This window comes from Vibrio sp. Vb1166 (genome assembly GCF_033338695.1).
In the GTDB taxonomy this organism is placed as follows: Bacteria; Pseudomonadota; Gammaproteobacteria; order Enterobacterales; family Vibrionaceae; genus Vibrio; species Vibrio alginolyticus.
This window is the reverse complement of the sequence record NZ_JAWOTE010000022.1, coordinates 1-24,352: the sequence shown is the minus strand read 5'-3', so window position 1 is coordinate 24,352 and position 24,352 is coordinate 1. Positions and strand designations below refer to the sequence as shown.

Annotated in this window: 21 protein-coding genes and 1 other annotated feature; of the genes, 10 read left to right on the top strand and 11 right to left on the bottom strand. The window is 44.6% G+C overall.

Annotation, left to right across the window (positions count from 1 at the left end):
- Nucleotides 1-51 precede the first annotated feature (51 nt).
- Nucleotides 52-1,536, bottom strand: coding sequence for a carbon starvation CstA family protein (locus R7E51_RS18595; protein ID WP_005381914.1), 1,485 nt, complete (start codon nt 1,534-1,536; stop codon nt 52-54).
- A gap of 280 nt (nt 1,537-1,816) precedes the next feature.
- Between R7E51_RS18595 and R7E51_RS18590 the strand changes: the two genes are divergently transcribed.
- Both R7E51_RS18590 and R7E51_RS18585 read left to right on the top strand, forming a co-directional pair.
- Nucleotides 1,817-2,158, top strand: a complete 342-nt coding sequence (locus R7E51_RS18590) for a DUF2799 domain-containing protein (protein WP_005381912.1) — start codon at nt 1,817-1,819, stop codon at nt 2,156-2,158.
- 114 nt (nt 2,159-2,272) lie between these two features.
- Nucleotides 2,273-2,545: a hypothetical protein gene (locus R7E51_RS18585; protein ID WP_005381911.1), complete on the top strand. Its 273-nt coding sequence runs from the start codon at nt 2,273-2,275 to the stop codon at nt 2,543-2,545.
- A gap of 51 nt (nt 2,546-2,596) precedes the next feature.
- On the opposite strand, the gene murQ is transcribed toward R7E51_RS18585, so the two are convergent.
- On the bottom strand, nt 2,597-3,526 hold the full coding sequence (murQ, locus tag R7E51_RS18580; RefSeq protein WP_047103912.1) for an N-acetylmuramic acid 6-phosphate etherase: 930 nt from the start codon (nt 3,524-3,526) through the stop codon (nt 2,597-2,599).
- Nucleotides 3,527-3,562: 36 nt separating this feature from the next.
- The gene (locus tag R7E51_RS18575; RefSeq protein WP_017821495.1) at nt 3,563-4,675 is read right to left on the bottom strand and encodes an anhydro-N-acetylmuramic acid kinase; all 1,113 of its coding nucleotides are present in this window, start codon (nt 4,673-4,675) and stop codon (nt 3,563-3,565) included.
- Between the two features lie 99 nt (nt 4,676-4,774).
- Between R7E51_RS18575 and nagZ the strand changes: the two genes are divergently transcribed.
- The 3 genes from nagZ to tyrA all read left to right on the top strand — a co-directional run bounded on the left by nagZ (nt 4,775) and on the right by tyrA (nt 8,191).
- The gene (gene nagZ, locus R7E51_RS18570) at nt 4,775-5,758 is read left to right on the top strand and encodes a beta-N-acetylhexosaminidase (RefSeq protein ID WP_017821494.1); all 984 of its coding nucleotides are present in this window, start codon (nt 4,775-4,777) and stop codon (nt 5,756-5,758) included.
- 207 nt (nt 5,759-5,965) lie between these two features.
- Entirely contained in the window at nt 5,966-7,042 is a 1,077-nt protein-coding gene (locus R7E51_RS18565; protein WP_005381904.1) for a 3-deoxy-7-phosphoheptulonate synthase, read from the top strand.
- A gap of 21 nt (nt 7,043-7,063) precedes the next feature.
- Entirely contained in the window at nt 7,064-8,191 is a 1,128-nt protein-coding gene (gene tyrA / locus R7E51_RS18560; protein WP_054576675.1) for a bifunctional chorismate mutase/prephenate dehydrogenase, read from the top strand.
- A gap of 77 nt (nt 8,192-8,268) precedes the next feature.
- Here tyrA and R7E51_RS18555 read toward each other — a convergent pair whose 3' ends face one another.
- The 3 genes from R7E51_RS18555 to ettA all read right to left on the bottom strand — a co-directional run bounded on the left by R7E51_RS18555 (nt 8,269) and on the right by ettA (nt 11,566).
- On the bottom strand, nt 8,269-9,270 hold the full coding sequence (locus tag R7E51_RS18555) for a M23 family metallopeptidase (protein WP_005381900.1): 1,002 nt from the start codon (nt 9,268-9,270) through the stop codon (nt 8,269-8,271).
- Between the two features lie 39 nt (nt 9,271-9,309).
- Nucleotides 9,310-9,669, bottom strand: a complete 360-nt coding sequence (locus R7E51_RS18550; RefSeq protein ID WP_206958061.1) for a PilZ domain-containing protein — start codon at nt 9,667-9,669, stop codon at nt 9,310-9,312.
- A 229-nt stretch (nt 9,670-9,898) separates the two neighbouring features.
- A complete protein-coding gene (gene ettA / locus R7E51_RS18545) occupies nt 9,899-11,566 on the bottom strand; it encodes an energy-dependent translational throttle protein EttA (RefSeq protein WP_206958063.1) in 1,668 nt (555 codons plus the stop codon).
- Nucleotides 11,567-11,930: 364 nt separating this feature from the next.
- Here ettA and sltY point away from each other — a divergent pair, with 364 nt between their 5' ends.
- Both sltY and trpR read left to right on the top strand, forming a co-directional pair.
- On the top strand, nt 11,931-13,877 hold the full coding sequence (sltY, locus tag R7E51_RS18540) for a murein transglycosylase (protein WP_439334141.1): 1,947 nt from the start codon (nt 11,931-11,933) through the stop codon (nt 13,875-13,877).
- A 13-nt stretch (nt 13,878-13,890) separates the two neighbouring features.
- Entirely contained in the window at nt 13,891-14,199 is a 309-nt protein-coding gene (gene trpR / locus R7E51_RS18535; RefSeq protein ID WP_005381892.1) for a trp operon repressor, read from the top strand.
- A 110-nt stretch (nt 14,200-14,309) separates the two neighbouring features.
- Here the strand turns inward: trpR and yjjX are convergent, their stop codons facing one another.
- The 5 genes from yjjX to bamD form a co-directional block, all read right to left on the bottom strand.
- Nucleotides 14,310-14,843, bottom strand: a complete 534-nt coding sequence (yjjX, locus tag R7E51_RS18530; RefSeq protein ID WP_171345756.1) for an inosine/xanthosine triphosphatase — start codon at nt 14,841-14,843, stop codon at nt 14,310-14,312.
- 24 nt (nt 14,844-14,867) lie between these two features.
- On the bottom strand, nt 14,868-16,046 hold the full coding sequence (gene pheA / locus R7E51_RS18525) for a prephenate dehydratase (RefSeq protein ID WP_047103903.1): 1,179 nt from the start codon (nt 16,044-16,046) through the stop codon (nt 14,868-14,870).
- A 12-nt stretch (nt 16,047-16,058) separates the two neighbouring features.
- Nucleotides 16,059-16,180: a sequence feature (Phe leader region), on the bottom strand.
- A 108-nt stretch (nt 16,181-16,288) separates the two neighbouring features.
- A complete protein-coding gene (gene hpf / locus R7E51_RS18520; protein ID WP_005381889.1) occupies nt 16,289-16,615 on the bottom strand; it encodes a ribosome hibernation-promoting factor, HPF/YfiA family in 327 nt (108 codons plus the stop codon).
- 325 nt (nt 16,616-16,940) lie between these two features.
- The gene (locus R7E51_RS18515) at nt 16,941-18,422 is read right to left on the bottom strand and encodes a lytic transglycosylase F (protein ID WP_309474001.1); all 1,482 of its coding nucleotides are present in this window, start codon (nt 18,420-18,422) and stop codon (nt 16,941-16,943) included.
- Nucleotides 18,423-18,570: 148 nt separating this feature from the next.
- Nucleotides 18,571-19,299, bottom strand: a complete 729-nt coding sequence (gene bamD / locus R7E51_RS18510) for an outer membrane protein assembly factor BamD (RefSeq protein ID WP_005381876.1) — start codon at nt 19,297-19,299, stop codon at nt 18,571-18,573.
- 136 nt (nt 19,300-19,435) lie between these two features.
- Here bamD and rluD point away from each other — a divergent pair, with 136 nt between their 5' ends.
- The 3 genes from rluD to clpB all read left to right on the top strand — a co-directional run bounded on the left by rluD (nt 19,436) and on the right by clpB (nt 23,861).
- Nucleotides 19,436-20,413, top strand: a complete 978-nt coding sequence (gene rluD / locus R7E51_RS18505) for a 23S rRNA pseudouridine(1911/1915/1917) synthase RluD (RefSeq protein WP_206958067.1) — start codon at nt 19,436-19,438, stop codon at nt 20,411-20,413.
- A gap of 1 nt (nt 20,414) precedes the next feature.
- The gene (pgeF, locus tag R7E51_RS18500) at nt 20,415-21,143 is read left to right on the top strand and encodes a peptidoglycan editing factor PgeF (RefSeq protein WP_206958069.1); all 729 of its coding nucleotides are present in this window, start codon (nt 20,415-20,417) and stop codon (nt 21,141-21,143) included.
- Nucleotides 21,144-21,287: 144 nt separating this feature from the next.
- Nucleotides 21,288-23,861, top strand: coding sequence for an ATP-dependent chaperone ClpB (clpB, locus tag R7E51_RS18495; protein ID WP_005381873.1), 2,574 nt, complete (start codon nt 21,288-21,290; stop codon nt 23,859-23,861).
- Nucleotides 23,862-24,352 lie beyond the last annotated feature (491 nt).

Below are 24,352 nucleotides of genomic sequence, written 5' to 3'. Positions count from 1 at the left end.
AGAGCCTGCAATTGGCAGGCTCCTATCTTAGTCACTCAGATGTGACGAGTATTACGCTGTTTCTGATACGGCTTGTGGTTTCTCTTCGTCAGCCAGTTCAGTTTCACCTTTACCCTTAGAGGTTTTGATAACGTAACCTGTCACAGCTAGGGCAAACACAATACCTACGATAGTTGATAGTTGCATTGGCAGACCAAAACCTAGCGAGCTGTTGTTTAAGATGAACGTGACACATACCGTGGTCATGAAGATAGCTGGGATAGTGGTAATCCAGTGCAGCTTGTTGTGACGCAGTAGGTAAGCGGACGCAGTCCAAAGCATCATTACCGCTGTTGTTTGGTTTGCAAAACCGAAGTAGCGCCAGATAATGCCGAAGTCTACTTGAGTTAAGATACCGCCGATAACGAACAGTGGAAGTGCCATCAGTAGACGGTTACGTAGCGTTTTTTGTTCCATGTTGAAGTATTCAGCAAGGATCAAGCGGCTTGAACGGAACGCTGTATCGCCAGACGTAATTGGTAGGATAACCACACCCAGGAACGCAAGGATACCACCGAACACACCTAGCAGACCAAATGATGCGCTGTATACCACGTTACCAGGGCCACCGTTTTTCACAGCTTCTGATAGAGCGTCTAGAGAGCCGAAGAAAGACAGAGCGATAGCACACCAAATTAGCGCGATAACACCTTCACCAATCATTGCACCGTAGAATACGAAGCGACCGTTTTTCTCATTTTCCATACAACGCGCCATCAGTGGAGACTGAGTCGCGTGGAAGCCAGAGATAGCACCACATGCGATAGTGATGAACAATGCAGGCCATAACGGCATGTCATTTGGGTTGAGGTTAGAGAACATGTCCGAAACTTGGAAGTCACCCATTACTGTGTGTTCGCTAGAGAAAGCAACGGCTGTCATTAGGCCAACAGACATAAAGATAAGTAGGGCGCCAAACAGTGGGTAGAAACGACCAATGATTTTATCGACAGGAACAATCGTCGCAATGATGTAGTAAGCAAAGATAGCAATAACCATCGTTGTCATGCTTACACTCAAGCTTGTTTGATCATTGATGAGGTTAGTAATCATGCCAGCAGGGGCTGAAACGAACACTACGCCAACTAGAAGCAATAGGACAATGGCAAAAATATTCATAAAGTGTTTTGCGCCATTACCTAGGTAGCGACCTGTAATGGTAGGTACAGATGCACCGCCGTTACGCACTGAAAGCATGCCTGAGAAGTAATCGTGTACTGCACCAGCAAAAATACAACCGACTACAATCCAAAGCATCGCCGCAGGACCGTATAGTGCCCCCATGATCGGGCCAAAAATTGGACCAACACCTGCGATGTTAAGTAGTTGAACTAGGTAAACTTTCTTTGTTGACATTGGAACGAAGTCAACACCGTCCGATTTGGTGTGAGCTGGCGTTTGGCGTTTTTCATTGATGCCGAAAATCTTCTCGACGAAAGCGCCGTAGATGAAGTATCCGCCGATTAGGGCTGCGACACAGGTTAGAAACCACATCATAGCAATTGTCCTTGGTCTTAGTTGGGTAGGGTAATTTTTTAATCTCAGGATGCATGTTATGCGTCACTTGTGTTAAATGCATTCGGTTAGTAGATGAGTGGTCGAATAGAGCACTGAGTGGTCGATATGCTGCTTGAGCGGTTTTTAAAAATGGCGAAAGGTTGATGACAGTCTTGAGCGGCTGATTTGAGTCATCAGTGGTTAAATCTGCAAGCTCAGCGGCAAGCGCCAATAATTAGTGGTAAGCTTATTTTTGAAAACAATTACTTAAGGAAGAACCATGAAAAAGGTAACGGTAGGTCTGGCACTGGCTTTACTTGCAGGATGCACAGCAACGACAGCAGATCTTGCCAAGTCGGGAGATTGGCATCAGATCGGATATCAAGATGGCATAACCGGACACACATCGCGCACGATGAGCGAGCTTCGTGAGTTGGGTAGTGTTAAGCAAAGTGACTACGACCAAGGTTATTTAGAAGGTTTACGTGAGTACTGTAATCCTGCTTTTGCGTATCAAATGGGGTTATCTGGTCAGTATTACGAAGGGGTTTGTGAAGGTACTGAGCAAGCGCAAAAATTCCGCATGGAATGGCAACGTGGTTGGAATGAATACTCAAATTAATAGTCAATAAAGCCGTTGTTACACTGTCTGCATCACATAAATGTGGCAAAATCTTCCTTATTAAACTATGTTCACATTGCTTGATAGTGAGCACAGAAAAAAAGGAATCACATTATGTCAACGCAAATGGCTGGTGGCTGGAGTCCATTTCATGAACTCACAGCAGAGAATAAAGAAGTATTTGCTAAAGGTATCGAGGGGTTTGTCGGTGTCAAATACTCCCCTTTGGTTGTGGCTACTCAAGTCGTAGCCGGACAAAACTATGCGTTTTTCTGTAATGCAGAAGTTGTCTACCCTGGAGCACAACCATACCCAGCAATGGTTCATATGTTCAGTGACCTTGAAGGTAAAGTCGGTATTACTCACATTGAACGATTGAACTACTAAATTGAGCCATAAAAGGCGCCTGACTTTTAAATAAGTGAGGCGCTTTATTGATTAAGATTGATTAGTTTGCGCGATCACGACTTTTCTTAAATATCCTTGCTTGGCGTTCAGTTGCTCAGTCGCGCTTTCTCTATCCAGCCCGGTTAAAATCATCAAAATCGCTAACTTGGCGTCGTAGTCCGTTTCTTTGAGCGCCGTTTTAGCCTCTTGGTTAGTACAATCTGTTGCTTGCATAACAATACGAGTCGCTCTTGCAACTAGCTTTGCATTCGTCGCTTTCACATCTACCATTAAGTTCTGATAACTTTTGCCCAGGCGAATCATGCTTGCGGTAGTGAGCATGTTTAGTACGAGTTTTTGTGCCGTCCCTGATTTTAAGCGAGTGGATCCCGTTAACGCTTCAGGTCCAACAACGGGGCTAATCGCAATATCAGCAATATCTGCAATCGGAGAGTCAGGGTTACAAGATAGTGCTACAGTGGTGGCACCAAGCTCGTTCGCATACTCTAAGCCACCAATCACGTAAGGTGTTCGTCCACTTGCCGCAATACCAACGACGACATCGCGTTGTGTTAGCGTATTCTCTTTAAGATCTTGCTCACCCAATGCTGGATCGTCCTCCGCCCCTTCTTTTGCACGGAACATTGCCTCTTTTCCACCAGCAATAATACCAACGACCATCTCTGGATCTGTGCCAAAAGTTGGTGGGCATTCTGAAGCGTCCAAAACGCCAAGTCGACCACTGGTACCCGCACCGATGTAAAACAACCGACCTCCGACCTTAAATGCTTCCGTGATCTTATCAACGGCTTCAGCGATCTCAGGCAACACTTTTTCAACGGCAAGAGGAACGAGTTTGTCCTGTTGGTTGATGCGTTGAACAATATCGAGAGAAGGCAGCAAGTCGATGTCCATGGTGTCTGGGTTTCGCCCTTCAGATACCAGATGGGATAAAGCTGCGATAAGTGCATCGTTCGTCATAATGAATTAAGCCTTTTTGTTTAGGATCTATTGCCCTTAATTTTTTGAATAGAGTACACCCAGTGAAGCGAGACGACTTGCCCCCGTAACTTCCGGTAAGTTGCTAGGGAGGCCGTGAATATGGCGCTGCGCAAGCCAAGCAAACGCCATTGCTTCCATGTAGTCGCCATCAACGCCTTTTTCTGCCGTTGTCGCAACGCTCCATTGTGGCAATAACTTAGCTAGTCGCTGCATCAAAAGTGGGTTTCTTGCTCCACCGCCACAGACCAATAGTTGAGGTGTGATGCCATGAGAAAACTTGTCGACTTCGTTGGCAATGGTAATTGCAGAATACTCGCAAAGTGTACGTTGTACGTCTTCGATTGGTAAATTGTGATGGGCCAGTTGTTGATGCAGCCAGTCAATATTGAACAGTTCTCGTCCGGTACTTTTAGGGGCTGGCATGGCGAGGTAAGCTTCTTTGAGTAATTGAGTCAACAAAGTAGCGTTTACCGTTCCTTTAAGTGCAAACTGTGCATCTTCGTCGAAGCTTTGCCCAGTATGCAGCGCACACCATGCGTCCATCAACATATTGCCCGGGCCTGTGTCATAGCCAATGACTGGTTGTTCTGGATGCAGTACCGAGATATTGGCAATGCCTCCAATGTTAAGTACCACAGTTGTGGAATCCTGCATCGCAAAAATGCTTTTATGGAAAGCAGGGACGAGTGGGGCACCTTGTCCACCTAGCGCCATGTCTTTACGACGAAAATCCGCTACCGTATCAATGCCTGTTTTGACCGCGATAATGTTTGCATCGCCCAATTGAGTGGTAAACGGCAAGTTTCCGGTAGGCTGATGGAATACTGTTTGACCGTGATTACCAATCGCACGAATTTGCTCTACGACGTAACCAGACTTATTGAGCAGCTGTAACACAGCATCTGCAAATAGGTGGCCGAGCTGGTGGTCAAGTTCACCTATGGCTTTTAAATTTGTTGCTTGACCGGTACAAACAGATAACAGCATGTCTTTTAGTGCTGCGGGCATTGGGTAGTCGTCATGCGCAATCAGGCGAACATGCTCATCGCTTATTTCAACTAGAGCGGTATCAACACCATCCATACTCGTTCCAGACATCACACCAATGTACAGTTCGTTAAATTTCATAGCCGATCTCGTCAATTCTTCATTCACTTATTGTAAAGCAAATCTGAAGCGAATAACCTCATCGAATACGAGATATTCAGCCGATTTTGAGGAGAAAACATGGGACCGTTATGGGTTGACGTTGCGGGGTATGAACTGACCGCTGAAGACAAAGAAATCTTGGAGCATCCTACGGTTGGTGGCTTAATTCTATTTGCTCGCAACTATCATGATAGCAAACAGCTTCAAGCACTTACTCAATCCATCCGAAAGGCGGCTAAGCGCCCGTTTTTGATCGGTGTGGATCAAGAGGGCGGCCGAGTGCAGCGCTTTCGCGAAGGTTTCTCATTAATTCCTGCTGCTGATGAGTACGCTAAACATCAAAATGGTGAAGAGCTTGCTCGTATGGGCGGTTGGTTAATGGCAGCAGAGCTGATTGCCCATGATATTGATTTAAGCTTTGCCCCGGTACTTGACCAAGGCCATCAATGTAAAGCGATCGGTAACCGTGCATTCGGTGAAGATGCCGATACCATTCTTCGCTATAGCACTGCATATATGCAGGGAATGAAGAGTGTTGGCATGGCAACGACAGGCAAGCACTTCCCTGGACATGGTGGCGTGATTGCAGACTCACATCTAGAAACACCATACGACGAGCGCAGTGATATTTTTGAACAAGATATGGCGATCTTCAAAGCGCAAATTGATGCCGGTATTTTAGATGCCATGATGCCTGCTCACGTGATTTTCCCACACTATGATGCTCAACCAGCCAGCGGTTCTGAATACTGGTTAAAACAGGTCCTGCGTCAGCAATTGGGTTTTAAAGGTTTGGTTTTTTCGGATGACTTGACCATGGAAGGCGCTGCGATCATGGGCAGCCCTGCCGAGCGAGGTGCTCAAGCATTGAGAGCTGGCTGCGATATGTTGTTAATGTGTAATAAACGAGAAGCGCACGTTGAGGTATTAGACAACTTACCGGTTTCAACCGTGCCACTCGCGGATGGATTACTGAAAAAACAGTCATTTTCTCCAAGCGAACTTAAGCTATCTCAAGAGTGGAAAGCGGCGAGTGAAGCGATGAAACGCTTGACTAGCTAAACCTCTTGTAAAAGATTCAAAACAGCGATGAGAAGCCAAAGTTAATTATATTTTGGCTTTTTATTTAACTGTAAACCTAGGTTTACACTAAATGTTTTTTATTCTGTACGCTTGTTTTTCTTTTTTAGCCTGTTATCTTGTCGTTAAAGCTTAGTTGTCTCACCAAAGGTTTGGTTGGGTGTAAAAATAAATATACAGGTTAGAGTTATGCAGAAAAGTGAGTTGAGCAATATTAATATTATCGAAGAACAGGTTCTTATTACTCCGGAGGAACTAAAAACCAAGCTTCCTTTGAGTGAAAAAGCACGTCGCTTTATTCAAGAGTCTCGTCAAACTATCGCTAATATTATTCACAAGAAGGATCACCGCCTGCTTGTTGTATGCGGTCCATGTTCTATCCACGACGTAGAAGCGGCGAAGGATTACGCAAAGCGACTTAAAGCACTCTCTGAACAACTAAGTGACCAACTGTATATTGTTATGCGTGTTTACTTTGAGAAGCCGCGCACCACGGTCGGCTGGAAAGGCCTGATCAATGACCCACACCTAGACGGCAGTTTCGATATTGAACACGGTCTGCATGTTGGACGCGAACTTCTGGTGGAGTTGGCAGAGATGGAAATCCCGCTCGCGACTGAGGCTCTAGACCCAATTAGCCCACAATACTTGGCGGATACTTTTAGCTGGGCAGCCATCGGTGCTCGTACGACGGAGTCACAAACTCACCGTGAAATGGCAAGCGGCCTGTCTATGCCAATCGGTTTTAAGAATGGCACCGATGGCAGTTTGGCAACCGCAATTAACGCGATGCAAGCTGCGTCCTCTAGCCACCGTTTTATGGGAATTAACCGTGAGGGACAAGTCGCACTGTTGACCACCCAGGGCAATGCTAATGGACATGTGATCTTACGTGGCGGCAAGCAAACTAACTACGATTCGGTATCAGTCACTGAGTGTGAGCAAGAGATGGCGAAATCTGGTCTTGATGCTTCATTAATGGTGGATTGCAGTCACGCCAACTCACGTAAAGATTACCGTCGCCAGCCATTAGTCGCGGAGGATGTGATTCATCAAATCCGTGAAGGCAATAAATCTATTATCGGTCTTATGATTGAAAGCCATATCAATGAAGGAAATCAATCTTCTGACTTAGCTCTTGAAGAGATGAAATACGGTGTATCTATCACTGACGCATGTATCAATTGGGATTCAACTGAGGCACTATTACGTCATGCACATGAAGAGCTAGTGCCTTTCTTAGAAAATCGTCTAAAGGCTAATTAATACAGGATTTAAGGAACATCAATGGCAGTTGAACTTAACGCATTACGCGATCAGATTGATGCAGTCGACAAGCAAATGTTGGAGCTATTGGCTCAGCGTTTAGCGCTCGTAGAGAAAGTTGGGGAAGTAAAAAGCGAACATGGTTTGCCAATTTATGCTCCAGACCGTGAAGCGGCGATGTTAGCTTCTCGTCGCGCTGAAGCTGAAAAAATGGGAATTCCTCCACAGCTTATTGAAGATATTCTGCGTCGAACAATGCGTGAATCTTATGCCAGCGAGAAAGATTCCGGTTTTAAGTGTTTGAACCCTGATTTACGCTCAGTTGTTATTATTGGTGGTAATGGTCAATTGGGTGGCCTGTTTGGGCGTATGTTCAAATTGTCGGGCTACCGGGTCAAAGTTCTCGGCAGTAAAGACTGGGATCATGCGGATGAGATTCTAGACAACGCGGGTTTAGTCGTGGTCACGGTGCCGATTCATCTAACGGAAGGGGTGATCGAAAAACTGGGGAACTTGCCGCAAGACTGCATTCTGTGTGACCTGACTTCTATCAAGTCGAAGCCTCTGCAAGCAATGTTGAATGTGCACCAAGGTCCTGTGGTTGGTTTGCACCCAATGTTTGGCCCAGATGTTCCGAGCCTTGCCAAGCAGGTTATTGTGTACTGTGATGGCCGTGGTCACGAGCATTACCAATGGCTATTGCAACAGTTTGGGATTTGGGGCGCAAGCTTGTGCCAAATCGATGCACAAGAGCACGATCATGGCATGACGTTGATTCAGGCGTTGCGCCACTTCACGTCGTTTGCTTACGGTATGCACCTTAGCAAAGAGAATCCGAACATCGATCAGTTGTTGAAGTTAAGCTCGCCAATCTACCGCCTTGAATTGGCGATGGTGGGACGACTGTTTGGTCAGGATCCGAACTTGTACGGTGATATCATTTTCTCTTCTCAAGAGAATATCGATATGATCAAGCGATTCCATCAGCGTTTAGGTGATGCGGTAGCGATTCTGGATAGCGGAGACAAAGCGCGATTCATCGAAAGCTTTAAGCAGGTGAGTGATTGGTTTGGTACTTATTCTCAACAATTTATGAATGAGAGCCAAAACTTACTCAAACAGGCGAATGATAATATTCATCGCGGTTAATCACGGGTTATTTAGTCGTGCAGAGTCCGAAACAAAAAGAGCAGCGTAAGCTGCTCTTTTTCGTGTTGATGGACAAATCAGTTCGTCGCAGTATTACTCGTATCTTCACTTGATACTGTGTTGATACTGGTATCGCGATAGGGTGAATTGGTTAAATTGACTTGTAGGCGTACAACGTTATCAATCAATTGAACCAAAGGTCCCCATTTCACTTTTTTCTCTTTTTCAAAGACGTCATTGAAGTTTTCTGGCGTCCACTCCATTAAGTATTGAGGGTTGAGTGCTCGTCCGAGAAAGCGTACTTCATAGTGCAAGTGTGGCCCTGTGGAGTTGCCAGAGTTACCGCATTGAGCAATGATGTCGCCTTTACTAACAAACTGACCGCTTTTCACTTTGAAGCGTTGTAGATGAGCAAAGGAGCTCATAAAGCCAAATGAGTGACGAATGGTGACATAGTTACCATAACCACGATTGCTCGGGCGAACGGTTTCCACCACACCGTCAGCCGGTGCCAGGATCTCTTCTCCTCTTTTACAAGTCAGATCGATACCAGTATGAACATGCCTCTTACCTGAAATCGGATTAATACGACTGCCGTAAGAAGAAGAAATACGTTGGTATGTGACTGGACTGTCATTTGGTATCAAACGGAACATCGTCGCGCGAACAGCAGAATCGATAGCGGCTGCGTCAATTCGCTCCTCTAACCCCATGCTGTTCTCATCGATCATCAACTCTTCGTCTGCGAGACCTAAAACCGATTCAACGTCGAATACCCGTTTGCCCAATAGCTGAATTTGATTGTTTTTGTCAGTCAAAGACTGGGAAAGTGAATGATTGGTATCAAGCTGCTCTTCGTAAAGAGCCGTCACTTCGGCCTTTTCACTTTCCAGTTTGGCGATGATTTGTGTTAGTTCGTCTTTATTGTGCATCTGCTGCTGATTAAGGTACCACGCGCCACCAACGACGGCGGGTAATGCCAATACTGAAGCAAATACTGCTAGGACCGAACTGCGGCCCAAATAGAACTGCTGATCGCCGTCTTTCGTCGGGATCTGCATGATGATTTTTTTAGACATAGTTATTGTTACTTAAATAGGCGTTCATTTATTTTTCTCCTAAAAACCTGAGAGGTGCTCTAACTCTCGATTCAGAAGGTCGTTATTGCCTACATTCAATTCTATAAATCGTTTTAGTTGGCTAATGCTTTCGATGTCTATCTTAGCGATCTTCAACCTAATCTCACACTTAGAGACATTCACAATTTGCGCTTTTAACGTAATCACTTGTTCGGATTGATCAAATGAAAAAGTCACATGGACTGGAAGGGTTGGATCCAAAGCCTCAGTCTCTTCCACTTTCATGAGTAAACCATGCAAGGAAAGATCTTGAATCCTAGGTTCAATTGCCAAGTCACGTTGTTCTATCTTAGCTGGAGCTTGATGGAGAATACGTGAAAAGCGTCGTCTCTCTGTCATATGAATATTCTCGTCAGGTCGTCAAACAGAATTGAATAGTATATCAATACGAACAAAAAATGTTCGATTGTTGTTTGAAAAGTGTCGAGGTCGCTACAGAGTGACGTAAGTGCTATGTCATGTTCTTAACGAACGAGACGGGCTAATGAGCTCTTTTTATAACAAAGAAACAAAGGCCGCTATGATAGCGGCCTTTGTACAAATTACAATCAAACTTTGTGGGTTGCGATTACTTCGCAATACGCTTGTATTTGATACGGTGTGGTTCTGCGGCTTCAGGACCCAATGTTTTCTTCAACCAATCCATGTACTCTGTGTAGTTACCTTCGTAGAAGTTAACTTGGCCTTCGTCACGGTAGTCAATGATGTGGGTTGCGATACGGTCAAGGAACCAACGGTCGTGCGAGATAACCATTGCACAACCAGGGAACTCTAGTAATGCTTCTTCTAGAGCACGCAGTGTTTCAACGTCAAGGTCGTTGGTTGGTTCGTCGAGTAGCAACACGTTGCCGCCCGCTTTAAGCAGCTTCGCAAGGTGGACACGGTTACGCTCACCACCCGATAGTTCACCAATAATCTTTTGTTGGTCACTGCCTTTAAAGTTAAAGCGTGAACAGTATGCGCGAGCTGGGATTTCGAAGTTGTTGATCTTAATGATATCAGCACCTTCAGAGATCTCTTGGAATACGGTTTTAGAATCGTCCATGCTGTCACGGAACTGATCGACCGATGCCAGTTTTACTGTATCGCCCATCTCAATTGTGCCCGAGTCTGGTTGTTCAGTACCACTTAACATCTTGAATAGCGTCGATTTACCTGCGCCGTTAGCACCGATGATACCAACAATTGCACCTTTAGGGATGCTGAATGACAGGTCATCAATCAGAACTCGACCGTCAAATGACTTGGTCAGGTTCTTCACTTCAATAACCTTATCACCTAGACGCTCACCTGGTGGGATAAATAGTTCATTGGTTTCATTACGTTTTTGGTGATCAGAGCTTTGCAGTTCTTCAAAGCGAGCCATACGTGCTTTTGACTTCGCTTGACGACCTTTAGGGTTTTTACGTACCCACTCAAGCTCTTTCTCGATAGTCTTTTGGCGAGCACTCTCTTGGGAGGCTTCTTGTTGTAGACGAGCGTCTTTTTGCTCCAGCCATGAGGTGTAGTTGCCTTCCCATGGGATACCTTCACCACGGTCCAGTTCTAAGATCCAGCCCGCAGCGTTATCTAGGAAGTAACGGTCGTGGGTGATGGCTACTACGGTACCTGTGTAATCCACTAAGAAGCGCTCTAGCCAAGCAACTGATTCTGCATCTAGGTGGTTGGTAGGTTCATCAAGCAATAGCATGTCTGGCTTAGAAAGTAGCAAGCGACAAATAGCCACACGGCGGCGTTCACCACCTGATAGGTGCGCAATTTTTTGGTCCCATTCAGGTAAACGTAGTGCGTTTGCTGCACGCTCAAGCGCATTTTCTAGGTTATGACCATCTTTCGCTTGGATAAGGGCTTCTAGCTCGCCTTGCTCTTTTGCAAGTGCGTCGAAGTCTGCATCTGGTTCAGCGTATGCTGCGTAGACTGCGTCCAAACGTTTCAGAGCGTCAGCAACGTCAGTAACCGCTTCTTCAACAACTTCACGAACGGTTTTTGATTCGTCTAATACTGGTTCCTGAGGTAGGTAACCTACGTTTAGACCAGGTTGTGGACGCGCTTCACCGTCGATATCCGTGTCGATACCTGCCATGATACGTAGCAGTGTGGATTTACCTGCACCGTTCAGACCTAAAACACCGATTTTCGCACCAGGGAAGAAGCTCAGAGAGATGTCTTTAAGAATTTGACGCTTAGGTGGCACAATTTTGCTCACCCGCGACATGGTATATACGTATTCAGCCATTGCCGATCGTTCCTAAATTAACTGTCATTCAAACCCATCATTTTATACCAAGTGCTTTGTTTTTGTTACCGCATTGCAAGAATTTCCCTAACGAATGGATTTCTTATTTTGAGCTGACCGGAAACTTACACGGTTAGGGTATACACTTTTGTTATTCGTTAAGAATGACGAAGTGTTTTCTATGCGAGTTAGAAACGCTTTGTCTCCATCGTCTTAAAAGTTTGACGAGTACAATTTTTAATACACTAAGTTGCTTTACATGGACATCTGCATTCTGTGTAAATAGATGCATGTGTGAAAATTGCCTTAACATCACATGAACTCTAACAAAACTAGGCTTTAGGGCAGTATATGTCTGGGGAAAATGACACAAATGAGATTCAACGTATCTGAATTGGCTAAAAACGTATGCTGCGCCGCCGCGTTGTGTGCTATGAGTTTGAGTGCTAATGCCGCGCTGAGTTTGGAAAAGCAGCGCGAAGTATATGAGCAAGCTCAAGATTTATTAGATAAAAATGACATCGACGGATACCTTTCGATTCGTCCTAAAATTTCTGACTATCCACTAACGCCTTATGTGGATTACCGCACTTTTATTAGACAGTTACCGGAAAAGTCACCACAACAGGTGAACGAGTTTATTTCTGAGCACGAGTCTTTTCCATTTTCTCGTCGAGTTCGCGCTCCATACCTCAATCATCTTTATAAGCAAAAAGATTGGAAAACAATTACTGAGTTTCAAAAAGTCATTCCTAGTGGTGAGCGTTACCAATGTATTTTCTACGTCGCTCAATTAAAGCAAGGCAAGAAAGTCGCGGCGTTTAAAGGAGCTGAACATATGTGGTTACGTGGCATCAGCATTGCTGATGAGTGTGACCCATTATTTGAAGCATGGGACAAGGCGGGTGAGCGTACCGATGAACTGATTCTACAGCGTATGTTACTGGCGTTTGATGCTCGTAATGGCGGTTTGATGAGTTACTTGCTCAAACTGCCTAAATCAGCGCAGGCAAAGCAACAAGCCAAAGAAATGAAAGCGTTGTTTGATAATCCTGCAAGTGTTGCGGAATTCGCGAAGAAAAAACCTGCGAATGATTTTAATCGAGCGCAAAGTGAATATGCGTTAGAAAAGTTGGCTCGTATGAACACTAGCCAAGCACAAGGTGCGTACGATGCTGTCATTAAAGGACAGAAGTTTTCTCCAGAAAAAGCGCAAGAACTTGCCGACTATATTGCATTTCGATTGACTCGTACGGAGTCTGAGTCATTAGCTAAATGGCGCGATGATAAAACGAAAACCAGTCAGTACTTACCGTTGATTGAAACGCGCATCCGCTTAGCGATTCAAAATGCAGATTGGAAAGGCGTACAAGAGTGGATTGCTGTTCTAAATAAAGAAGAACAAGCCACGCTACGCTGGCAATATTGGCTTGGAAGAAGTGAAATAGCGTTAGGTGATGACATCGCGGGGAAACAGCGTTTAGCAACTCTGCTTGGGCAACGAAACTTCTACAGTGTGGCTGCCGCCAATGCAATCGGGCAATCAATCAAATACCCAACGCATACGGTTAAGTTGGACAAGAAAGTTGTTCAACCCTATCAAGACTCGCTAGCTCGTATCGAAGAGTTGATCGCGACGGATAAAATCGCAGCAGCGAAGAGTGAATGGGCACACTTACTGCGCCGCGTAGGGAAAGATGAAAAGGCGATGTTGGCGGCTTATGCATCATTTAAACGTTGGCATAACCTAACGGTGACCGCGAGTATTCAAGCGCAGATGTGGGATAATATCGAACTTAGGTTCCCAATAGCACACCGCTGGTGGTTTAACTTTTATGCGAAAAAGCACAACATTGATCCCATCACGATGATGTCTCTCGCTCGACAGGAAAGTGCGTTAGATGTTGAAGCCCGCTCTCCAGTTGGCGCTCGTGGTCTTATGCAGATTATGCCTGCGACGGCGAAGTACACGGCACGTAAATATAAGTTGAGTTATCAAGGTACGCAGGATCTCTACAATGTAGGAAAAAATATCGAGATTGGTAGCCATTATTTGCAAGGTTTATTAGAGGATTACGATAATAATCGTATTTTTGCTCTTGCTGCTTATAATGCAGGTCCTAACAGAGTAAAAACGTGGCGAGAGCGTACCCAAGGAAAAGTGGATGCTTATGCCTTTATTGAGGCAATTCCATTTAAAGAGACGCGCGGTTATGTACAAAACATCTTGATGTTTGAAACATACTATCGTGATCTTTTGGGTATCGATGGCGCGTTCTTGAATCAACATGAGATCAATACCAAGTATTGAGTGAGGTAACTTGATGTCGCACGAACCCGAGTATAAAGACTGGCAACAGATTATTGAGCTAATTCGAACAAGTATGGGCACCCAGCAAGATGACATGCTGTTAACTATGCTGATGTCACGTGATGAGAGAGAGTCATTAATATCACGCGTTAATATAATTAACGAACTTCTTAAAGGAGAATTATCTCAACGTCAGATCAGTCAGATGCTTGGTGTGGGCATTGCCACCATTACTCGAGGCTCTAACGAACTAAAGTCGAAATCTGATGAAGAAAAAGACAAGTTGAAAGTCTTGTTAGAACAAGTTGCGGTATCTAAGTAGACAGTATATCCAATTTGCTTTTAGGCCTTGGTGTTACAAGTGACTAAGATAATGTATTACAAAGGGCGGAAATATCCGCCCTTTTGCGTATCTAGAGAATAGGCTGAGTGTTATAAATTTGAAGGAAAGTGCTCAGGGTTTGTGAATGGAATCAAAGCCAGAATCAAGGCTTGGTGATAGACCGAGCTTCGAGTTAGCTGGTTTTGGGTTAGCAGGCTAATAGCGCCACCTTTCTGTTTGATATTATCAGTACCAAACACTTCGTCCATTACATCTCCCAACTCATTCGCATCCTTGAGTTTTTCCAAGACTTTTGGCGGCAACATTAAGCTTGCAGAACGAGATTCACCGCGGTGAGTCTCTGACTCAACCACCATCCAAGCAAACGTCACGTTTGCTTCAATTCCCGCTTCGAGACCGACATAGTAATCCGCGTTTGGCATCTCTACTTTTGCGTTTTTAACGCGGTTTAGCGCACCACGATGAGTTTCTTCATTCGTCATGGGCTGATCTGCGACCTCACTCGGTACACTGATGCCAACGAAGTTGAACTCTTGATGCGGAAATGCATTACGAAATGCACTTTGAACTGCATTAATTTTGGCTGGGTTTAGCGATGCGATTACGACTTTTTGGGTTACCATGATCTTTTTACTCACTGGTGTCTATTAACTCAATTTCACTTGCGTAGGCTTTACGTTCTCACTCGGGTAACAGCCTAAAACTTTCAAGTGCTTAGTGATTTTTGTTAGCTCTTCAAGTGCCTGTTGCATTTCTGTCGAAGCAAGATGTGATGTCAAGTCTACGTAGAACATCTCTTCCCACGGGTTCCCCATAATTGGGCGTGATTCTAGCTTGGCCATATTGATGCCGTAACGTTGCAGCACTAATAGTGTTTCAACCAATGAGCCTGCCTCTTGGGAGGTCGACATGATCAATGTGGTTTTTGCTGGAATCTGAGTAGAAACTTCAACCGGTTTACGAGCAACCACGATAAAGCGAGTATGATTTTCGGTTTGGTTTGCGATGTTGCCTTGAATTGCTTGCAAGCCATATAGCTTACCGCTTGATGCATTACCAATTGCAGCCACATCATCACGATCCATCTCTTGGACTTTCTGCATTGCATCTGCTGTGCTCGCGCAGGACTCCAGCTTTACTCCTTTCATACGGCTTAAAAACTCACTGCACTGTTGGTGTGGCTGAGGGTGAGAATACAGCGTTTTAATATCTTCCAGACGAATGTCTTTTTTCGCAACCAAGCAGTGTTCGATTGGTTGAGTTAGCTCTCCAACGATGTAAAGCGTCGTGTGTTGTAGTAAGTCATACACTTCATTAATAGAGCCTGAGCTGGTGTTTTCGATTGGCAGAACGCCATAATCAGCATGGCCAGATTCAACCGTTTGAGTCACTTCTTTAAAGTGCTCGCAGTTGAGCTCGATAAGCTCCGTATTTTTACGACTGAAGTATTCGCGACTTGCCAAGTGCGAATAAGAGCCTTTGGCTCCTAAAAAAGCGACGCGAGCAAGTGGCTTACGGCTTTGCTGTGGGTTAACGAGATTTTGCAGATAACTTTGTTGAAGCAGAACTGAGTCTTCAATGATGGTATGGAAAAGTTTGGTGATGTACTGCGCGTCAAGTTCGTATTTATCTTGGCCATTAGAAATCAGCTTGACCAATAATTGCTGTTCACGGACGGCGTCGCGAACAGGCTTTGAGGTTTGTACTTTGCTTTTGGCTACTTCAATGCTGAGTTTACGGCGCTCAGACAATAAGCTGAGAAGTTGGTCATCCAACTCATTCAAGCGTAAACGAATTTCTTCGAGGGAAATAGGTTGGTCAGTCATCAATTCTTTCCTTATAAAAAAGCCTCCCGATTTGGGAGGCTTTCTGTTTGTTTTTGACTTTTCTTTCACAAACGAGTTCGCCCCTCCAACTATGGGAGGAAAAAGAAGTCAAAAATAAACAGTGAGGTTAAATGCATAAATAGTGCTTAATTTATGAGTGTTTAAACACAATAAGCAAGGCTGGGGAGAGCGTCAAGCAAAAAAATAGCGCCTTTCGGCGCTATTTCCTCAATATGTTCAGTTTACTCTTCTTCTTCCACTAGCTCAGGCTTACTTGCACGTCGAGCTTCAGGTTTGTGGGTCAGCTTGTTCAATTGTCGTTCTAGTTTTTGCTCCACTTCGTTGATAGCTGCGTAAAGATCTTCGTGAGTTGCTGAGGCAATGAGCTGGCCTTTAGGAACTTTGATAACCGCTTCGAATTTCTTCTGTTTGTTTGGTTCCTCACTGAAAGTTGCTTGGCAACCAATTAGGTCTACTTGCCATTTCTCCAGTTTTTTAAATTTGCTCTCAATATGAGCTCGGATTGCAGAGGTGATTTCGATGTTTTTGCCAGTGATATTCATTGTCATAAGTGTTTTTCCTCTGTTGCATCCCTCATGGGTTGAGTTCAGATTACCGCTTTAAGCATAAAAAAATGTGATTCAGATCATTATTTTGCTCGGGTTTTTTATGATGAAAAATGAATGTGATCTCACTCAAGAACTTCTGAGATTTATCGTGAAATTGCTTGTTATCGGTTAGTAAATCCGTAGATTGGATAGAGTACTCAGCTGAAAACGGCCTCGTTTTTAGGGAAGTTTTACGGCCTAATATTTGAGGTGGTTAAAATTTAACTACACGTAAGGTGTGATGACGATCACTGAGTCTTTCCAATGAATCCATTTAAAAAGCCGCTTACTGTACAAGCGGCTTTTTACTGTCTGGCATTTGGCTGACTTTTCGTAGCGGTATCATGAAAATGGGGTCTTTTGGGGCTAGTGAAACCCTTTCTAGACTTTTGACTTGGTCCAAGCTTTCTAGTTGTTTGTATATTATGTAGTAGCGATTAATGCTTGTGACGTACCCAACCGTTGAGCTTAAACTTTTCCGCATAACGACTTCAACGTTATTAAACCAAACATTAGGATCGTAACCTTGTTGGGCTGCACGCTTACGAATACGCTCTACATTGCCGGGGCCCGCATTGTAAGCCGCCAATGTAAAGTAGAGTTTATTTTGTGCAGTAATATCAGGGTCACTGAAGTACTGCTTACGCAAAAAAGCTAAGTATTTCACTCCAGCATGAATGTTGTTTTCTAATTGTCGAACATTTTTGATATTGATATTCGGATCTTGAGCGGTGCTAGGTAGGACTTGCATTATGCCAACGGCACCTCGACTTCCAACTAGGTCGTTATTAAATCCTGATTCCTTGTAAGCGATTGCAGCGATCAGTAAATAGTCGATATCGTATTTCTCACCATAGCGTGAAAATAGCGCCGCGAGTTTTTCTAGTTGAGCAATTTTCTTAGGGTTAAGAGCTCTGTTCAACCATCCCGTATTATCGATGTATTTACCGTAAATAACGTTACCGAGTAGTGTCCCAGAGCGAGACTTCTGGATGAACTTATTCACGACGGCTTTTAATTTGGGACTATTTTCTCGCATTGCCCAAGCAATTTTGCCATTTTTGCGGATAGGGATTTTTTTGTGAACCCGAATATCATCCATCACTTTCAGCCAAAGCTTGGCTTTATGGCTATCGAGAACAATGGCTTTGACGTAACCATTGTTGAGCATTCCGACCAGCTCATAATCTTGAAGTGTTTCTTCAATAAAGTGCACGATAACAGGCGGTAAGCCTTTTTTGTTTAGTTTCTTATTTAGTGTCTGAATGCTTTCAAAGTAGCTAGAACTGGCGCGCACCCAAATCTCTTTGCCGCTCAATTGTTCGATTTTCGTCATCGTTGGTGTGCTTTTGTTTGTCACTACCCACTCTTGAATACCAGTGAGGATGGGTGAACTGAACTCCACTTTCTGTTTGCGCGTGTCGGTAATAGTCAGGTTGGCGACAACTAAGTCACCTGAACCGTTTTCTAAGGCTGGCAGTAGCTGGTCGCGGGCAACAGGAATAATTTGTACGTTAAGCTTTGGTTTGAGTTTACGAAGGTCTTTTTCGAAATGCGCCAGCAATTCCGCGCCTATGCCTTTTGGTGTGCCGCCCTCAATGTAGTAAAAGCCTAAATCAGCAGAAACTAAGACGCGCAGTACATTCTTCTCCTTGATGACATCGAGGTCTCCGGTATAAGGAGGCTGTTTGAGCGGCGAGATTTGCAGTGCGCAAACGGAAGCAGACAATAGGAGCAGCATAACTGCGCAAAGCTTAGATATCGTCACGTTCACATCCTTTTTATAAAGGGGGGAGGAGAACTTTAAGCATATGTGGAGCTAGGAAGATCATCAAGAAAGGGCTGAATACACTATTGAGAGTAATAAAAAACCGCCACGGTAAAAACGGTGGCGGTTCAGTTTAAAGCAAGTTCAATTACTTCACAGGGTTGAGCTCGATAAGCTTTTCAGTTCTTGCTACGGCGTCTTCCAAACCAAGTTGCTTGTAGGCCTCTAACTGGATAGTCAGTGACTTACGTGCAGCTTCTGTGTCTGGATACGCTTTTTGTAGCTCTTGGCTACGATTAATAGCAGCGACCCAAGCTTCACGGCGAAGGTAGAAGTCAGCAGTCGCTAAATCATAGTTCGCTAGACGGTTTTTCAGCGCGACCATACGTTTTTGTGAATCTTCTGCATATGGGCTATTCGGGTAGCGTTGAAGCAGTTTTTTGAAGTCATCAAACGCTTTTTTTACCGGTTCAGGATCGCGATCGCTTCGATCTACGCTGAATAAATCATGCATAAAGTTACGATCTTGCGCCATGTGGCTTAGACCTCGCATGTACAGCACCCAATCCATCTTTTCATGGGTTGGGTTTAAACGCATAAAGCGAGAAATGGTTGCCAAGCCCAAAGCAAGGTCGTCGTTTTTGTAGTACGCATAGATTAGGTCAAGCTGCACCTGTTCTGAGTAGGCACCGAATGGGTAACGTGAGTCTAATGCTTCCAGTTTCTCAATTGCAGAAAGCCAATTACCACTTTGAAGAGAAATCTGTGCGTCTGCATACAGTTCCGAAGGCGGCACATCAGGAACGATTTCTTCTTTGCTTGCACATCCAAACAGAAGGGATACCGCTAAAAGGCCTGTTAAAGTCTGACGTTTCATATCAGGAGTCTGTTCCTTGAATCTAAATATTTCTTAAGCTGCCGTTACTTTCTTTCCAGTAACAGATACAATGACGTAATAGTCTATTTTTTCACAGTCGTGAGCATTAGTCTCACAGTTTTTAAAAAAGTTCGATATGGCTCAGCAGATTGTATTAACAAATACCGTAAAAGATAGCCAGTTAGGTCAACGTTTAGACCAAGCTATCGCCGAATTATTCGCGGACTTCTCTCGCTCGCGCCTAAAAGAGTGGCTGCTTGATGGGAAAGTTCAAGTTGATGGTGAAGTTGTCACTAAACCTCGTACCAAAGTAATGGGTGGCGAGGAAATTACATTGCAAGCCGAGTTAGAAGATGAAGAACGCTGGGAAGCGCAAGATATCCCGCTAGATATCGTCTATGAAGATGAAGATATTATCGTTATCAACAAACCTCGTGACTTTGTGGTTCATCCGGGCGCTGGTACGCCTGATGGCACTGTACTTAATGCGTTGTTGCATCATTACCCTGATATTGCAGAAGTACCTCGTGCAGGTATCGTGCACCGTTTGGATAAAGACACCACGGGTTTGATGGTGGTGGCGAAAACCGTTCCTGCACAAACTCGTCTGGTTCGCGCACTGCAAAAACGTAATATTACTCGTGAGTACGAAGCGATCGCTATTGGTCGTATGACTGCGGGCGGTAAAGTGGATCAACCTATTGGTCGTCACTCTACTAAGCGCACGCTTATGGCGGTGGCACCAATGGGCAAACCAGCCGTAACGCACTACCGTGTTGCTGAACGCTTCCGCGAACACACGCGTATTCGCTTGCGTCTAGAAACGGGTCGTACGCACCAGATTCGTGTGCACATGTCTTACCTTCAGCATCCGTTGCTCGGTGATATTGCATATGGTGGACGTGCTCGCATCCCGACAGGTGCGTCTGAAGAGCTAACGGCAATGATCCGGGGTTTCGATCGCCAAGCATTGCACGCAGTAATGCTGCGCTTTGAGCACCCAATTACGAGCGAAGTTCTTGAGTTTCATGCTCCAGTGCCTGATGACATGGTGGTGATGACTGAAGCGCTTCGTCAAGATACAGAAGAGCACGGCTTACCGGAAGAATTCTAATATGAAGACGATCATTCCGAATTGGCCAGCGCCTAAAAATGTCAAAGCTTTCGCCTCAACACGCATAGGCGGATTTTCGACAGGCCCTTACCAAGGGCTAAATTTAGGTACTCACGTTGGGGATGATTTGTCTTTAGTAGAGAAGAACCGAGCTTGGTTGGCGCAACAGGCAAGCATGCCAAATGCGCCAATCTGGTTAAACCAAACGCATTCAACCGTTGTGGCTCAAGCAAATGAACCAACAACACAGGTGCTTGATGCGGATGGTGTATTTACTTCTTCAAGCCATGTTGTTTGTTCAGCGATGACCGCCGATTGTTTACCTTTATTATTGACTAATACACAAGGTACGCAAGTAGCCGCAGTTCACGCAGGTTGGCGCGGCTTAGCAAATGGCATTGTCGAAAATGCGTTAGCGTTGTTTTCTGGTGAAGTGATAGCGTGGCTTGGCCCCGCCATTGGCCCTCAAGCCTTCGAAGTGGGTGAAGATGTTCTGCAAGCTTTTGTTGATTTTGATTCACAGGCGAATCAAGCATTTGCTCCACGCGATATCGACGGTAAATGGTTTGCTGACATGTCGGTGCTGGCAACGCAACGTCTAAACCGGGCTGGTGTGACACAAGTGTTTGATTCTGGACTTTGTACTTACCAAGATAAAGCCTCTTTTTACTCTTATCGCCGTGATGGTAAGACTGGTCGACAAGCAACCTTTATTTGGATCGAAGACTAGCTATAAGCACCAAAGTGCTAAGATGCATACTACTATTTTTGCAAAGCTATCTTTATTCATTCACTCCCTTGAAATTCCCCACCCGAGTATCCATCTTTCTAACTGTCAAAAGAATTTCCTTTAGTTGAGGTTAGGAAGGTAGATATGCGTCTTGATCGATTCACAAGTAAGTTTCAAATCGCTATCTCTGATGCTCAATCACTAGCGTTAGGGCGCGATCATCAATATATCGAGCCAGTTCACCTCATGGTGGCTTTGCTTGATCAAAATGGCAGTCCAATTCGTCCATTGCTTACTATGCTGGATGTGGACGTAACGCATTTACGCTCTAAATTGAGTGAAATGTTAGATCGATTACCAAAAGTCAGTGGCATCGGTGGGGATGTTCAGCTCTCTAGCTCGATGGGCACATTGTTTAACCTGTGTGACAAAGTGGCGCAAAAGCGTCAAGACTCCTATATCTCGTCTGAAGTCTTCCTGCTTGCCGCTTTAGAAGATCGCGGACCATTGGGGCAATTGCTCAAAGAGATCGGCTTAACAGAGCAAAAAGTCAGCCAGGCAATCGAAAAGATCAGAGGTGGTCAAAAGGTCAATGATCCGAATGCAGAAGAGCTTCGTCAAGCATTGGAAAAGTTCACCATAGACCTTACCGAACGTGCAGAGCAAGGTAAATTGGATCCGGTTATCGGCCGTGATGATGAAATCCGTCGTACTATCCAGGTATTGCAGCGTCGTACTAAAAACAACCCTGTGATTATCGGTGAACCAGGCGTAGGTAAGACAGCAATTGTTGAAGGCTTAGCGCAGCGCATAGTTAACAACGAAGTACCTGAAGGTCTGCGTGGTCGCCGTGTGCTGTCATTAGACATGGGCGCACTGGTTGCTGGTGCTAAGTACCGTGGTGAATTTGAAGAGCGTTTAAAATCAGTATTGAATGAACTTGCTAAAGAAGAAGGCAACGTCATCCTCTTCATTGATGAACTACACACTATGGTCGGTGCTGGTAAAGGTGAAGGCTCAATGGATGCGGGCAACATGCTAAAACCGGCATTAGCTCGTGGTGAGCTGCACTGTGTTGGCGCAACAACATTGGATGAATATCGTCAGTACATCGAAAAAGATGCAGCATTAGAACGTCGTTTCCAAAAAGTGCTGGTGGATGAGCCGACCGTTGAGGATACCGTGGCGATTTTACGTGGCTTGAAGGAGCGTTATGAGCTTCATCATCACGTCGAAATTACTGACCCAGCGATTGTTGCTGCGGCGAGCTTGTCACATCGCTATGTCTCCGACCGTCAGTTGCCGGATAAAGCGATCGACTTAATCGACGAAGCGGCTTCAAGCATTCGTTTACAAATTGACTCTAAGCCAGAGTCCTTGGATAAGCTTGAGCGTAAAATTATCCAACTCAAAATTGAGCAACAAGCACTAAGTAACGAGCACGATGAAGCGAGTGAAAAGCGTTTGAAAGCGCTTAATGAAGAACTCAATGAAAAAGAGCGAGAGTATGCTGAGCTAGAAGAGGTTTGGAATACAGAAAAAGCAGCTCTTTCTGGCACTCAACATATTAAGTCTGAGCTTGAACAAGCTCGTATGGACATGGAGTTTGCTCGCCGTGCTGGCGATCTAAACCGTATGTCGGAGCTTCAATATGGTCGTATTCCTGAACTTGAGAAGCAGTTAGATCTTGCAACCCAAGCTGAAATGCAGGAAATGACGCTATTGCGTAATAAAGTAACCGACAACGAGATTGCAGAAGTACTTTCTAAGCAAACCGGCATTCCGGTATCCAAGATGCTAGAAGCGGAAAAAGAGAAACTACTTCGTATGGAAGACGTGCTGCATAATCGTGTGGTAGGGCAAAGCGAAGCGGTCTCTGTTGTATCGAATGCCATTCGTCGTAGTCGAGCTGGGCTTTCTGATCCAAACCGACCAATTGGCTCCTTCTTATTCTTAGGTCCAACTGGTGTGGGTAAAACAGAGCTTTGTAAGACACTTGCGAGCTTTATGTTCGACAGCGAAGATGCGATGGTCCGTATCGATATGTCTGAGTTCATGGAGAAACACTCAGTGGCAAGATTGGTGGGTGCGCCTCCAGGCTATGTCGGATATGAAGAGGGTGGTTACTTAACGGAAGCGGTTCGTCGCAAGCCGTATTCGGTAATTTTGTTAGACGAAGTAGAGAAAGCGCATCCGGATGTATTTAACATTCTGCTGCAAGTTCTCGATGATGGGCGTTTAACGGATGGTCAAGGTCGTACTGTTGACTTCCGTAATACGGTTGTGATCATGACATCTAACTTGGGTTCATCTCGTATCCAAGAGAATTTCGCAACATTAGACTATCAAGGTATCAAGAGTGAAGTGATGGATGTGGTTAGCAAACACTTCCGCCCAGAGTTCTTGAACCGTGTTGACGAAATCGTGGTGTTCCATCCACTTGGTCAAGAACACATTAAGTCCATTGCTTCTATTCAATTGGAACGTTTGGCGAAACGACTAGAGGAGAAAGGCTATCAACTAGAAGTTTCCGACAAAGCGCTCGATTTGATCGCTCAAGTTGGTTTCGATCCTGTGTATGGTGCGCGTCCTTTAAAACGTGCAATTCAGCAGAATGTCGAGAACCCGTTAGCCAAATCAATTCTGTCTGGTGAAATCGTTCCAGACAAGACAGTGCAGCTAATTGTTACTAATGACCAAATTTGTGCTCATCAATAATTGTATGGATACAGTAAAATTGAGATAAAAATCACACTAAAGGGGCCGTTTGGCTCCTTTTCTATAGTTTTTTAGAGTCTTTTGTCTGTTTTCTATACGAATAAACTAAAAAGGTGAGTTTTTTTAAAAAATGCACTTGTGTTCTTTAATGAACTCCCTATAATGCGCCTCCGTTGTCACGGGAAAGCAAGTGAAGTGGAACCTAAACAACTACGGTTAGTGAGTTAAAATTAACTCGCAGATAAATAACTTAAAAAAGTGTTTGACACGATAAGTTATCTAGCTAAAATAGCCGTCCACTTTGAAGAGAACTTCGAAGTGTGCTCTTTAAAAATATAGACCTATCAATCTGTGTGGGCACTCGTTGATGATAATCCAATTAGAAGCTTCGGCTTCAAATTAGGTTTCAATGATACGAAGTGACCATTGAATCGAAAGATTCAGCACAGTCAATTCAAACATTACTTATGTAATGTTCAGTATTCATTGAG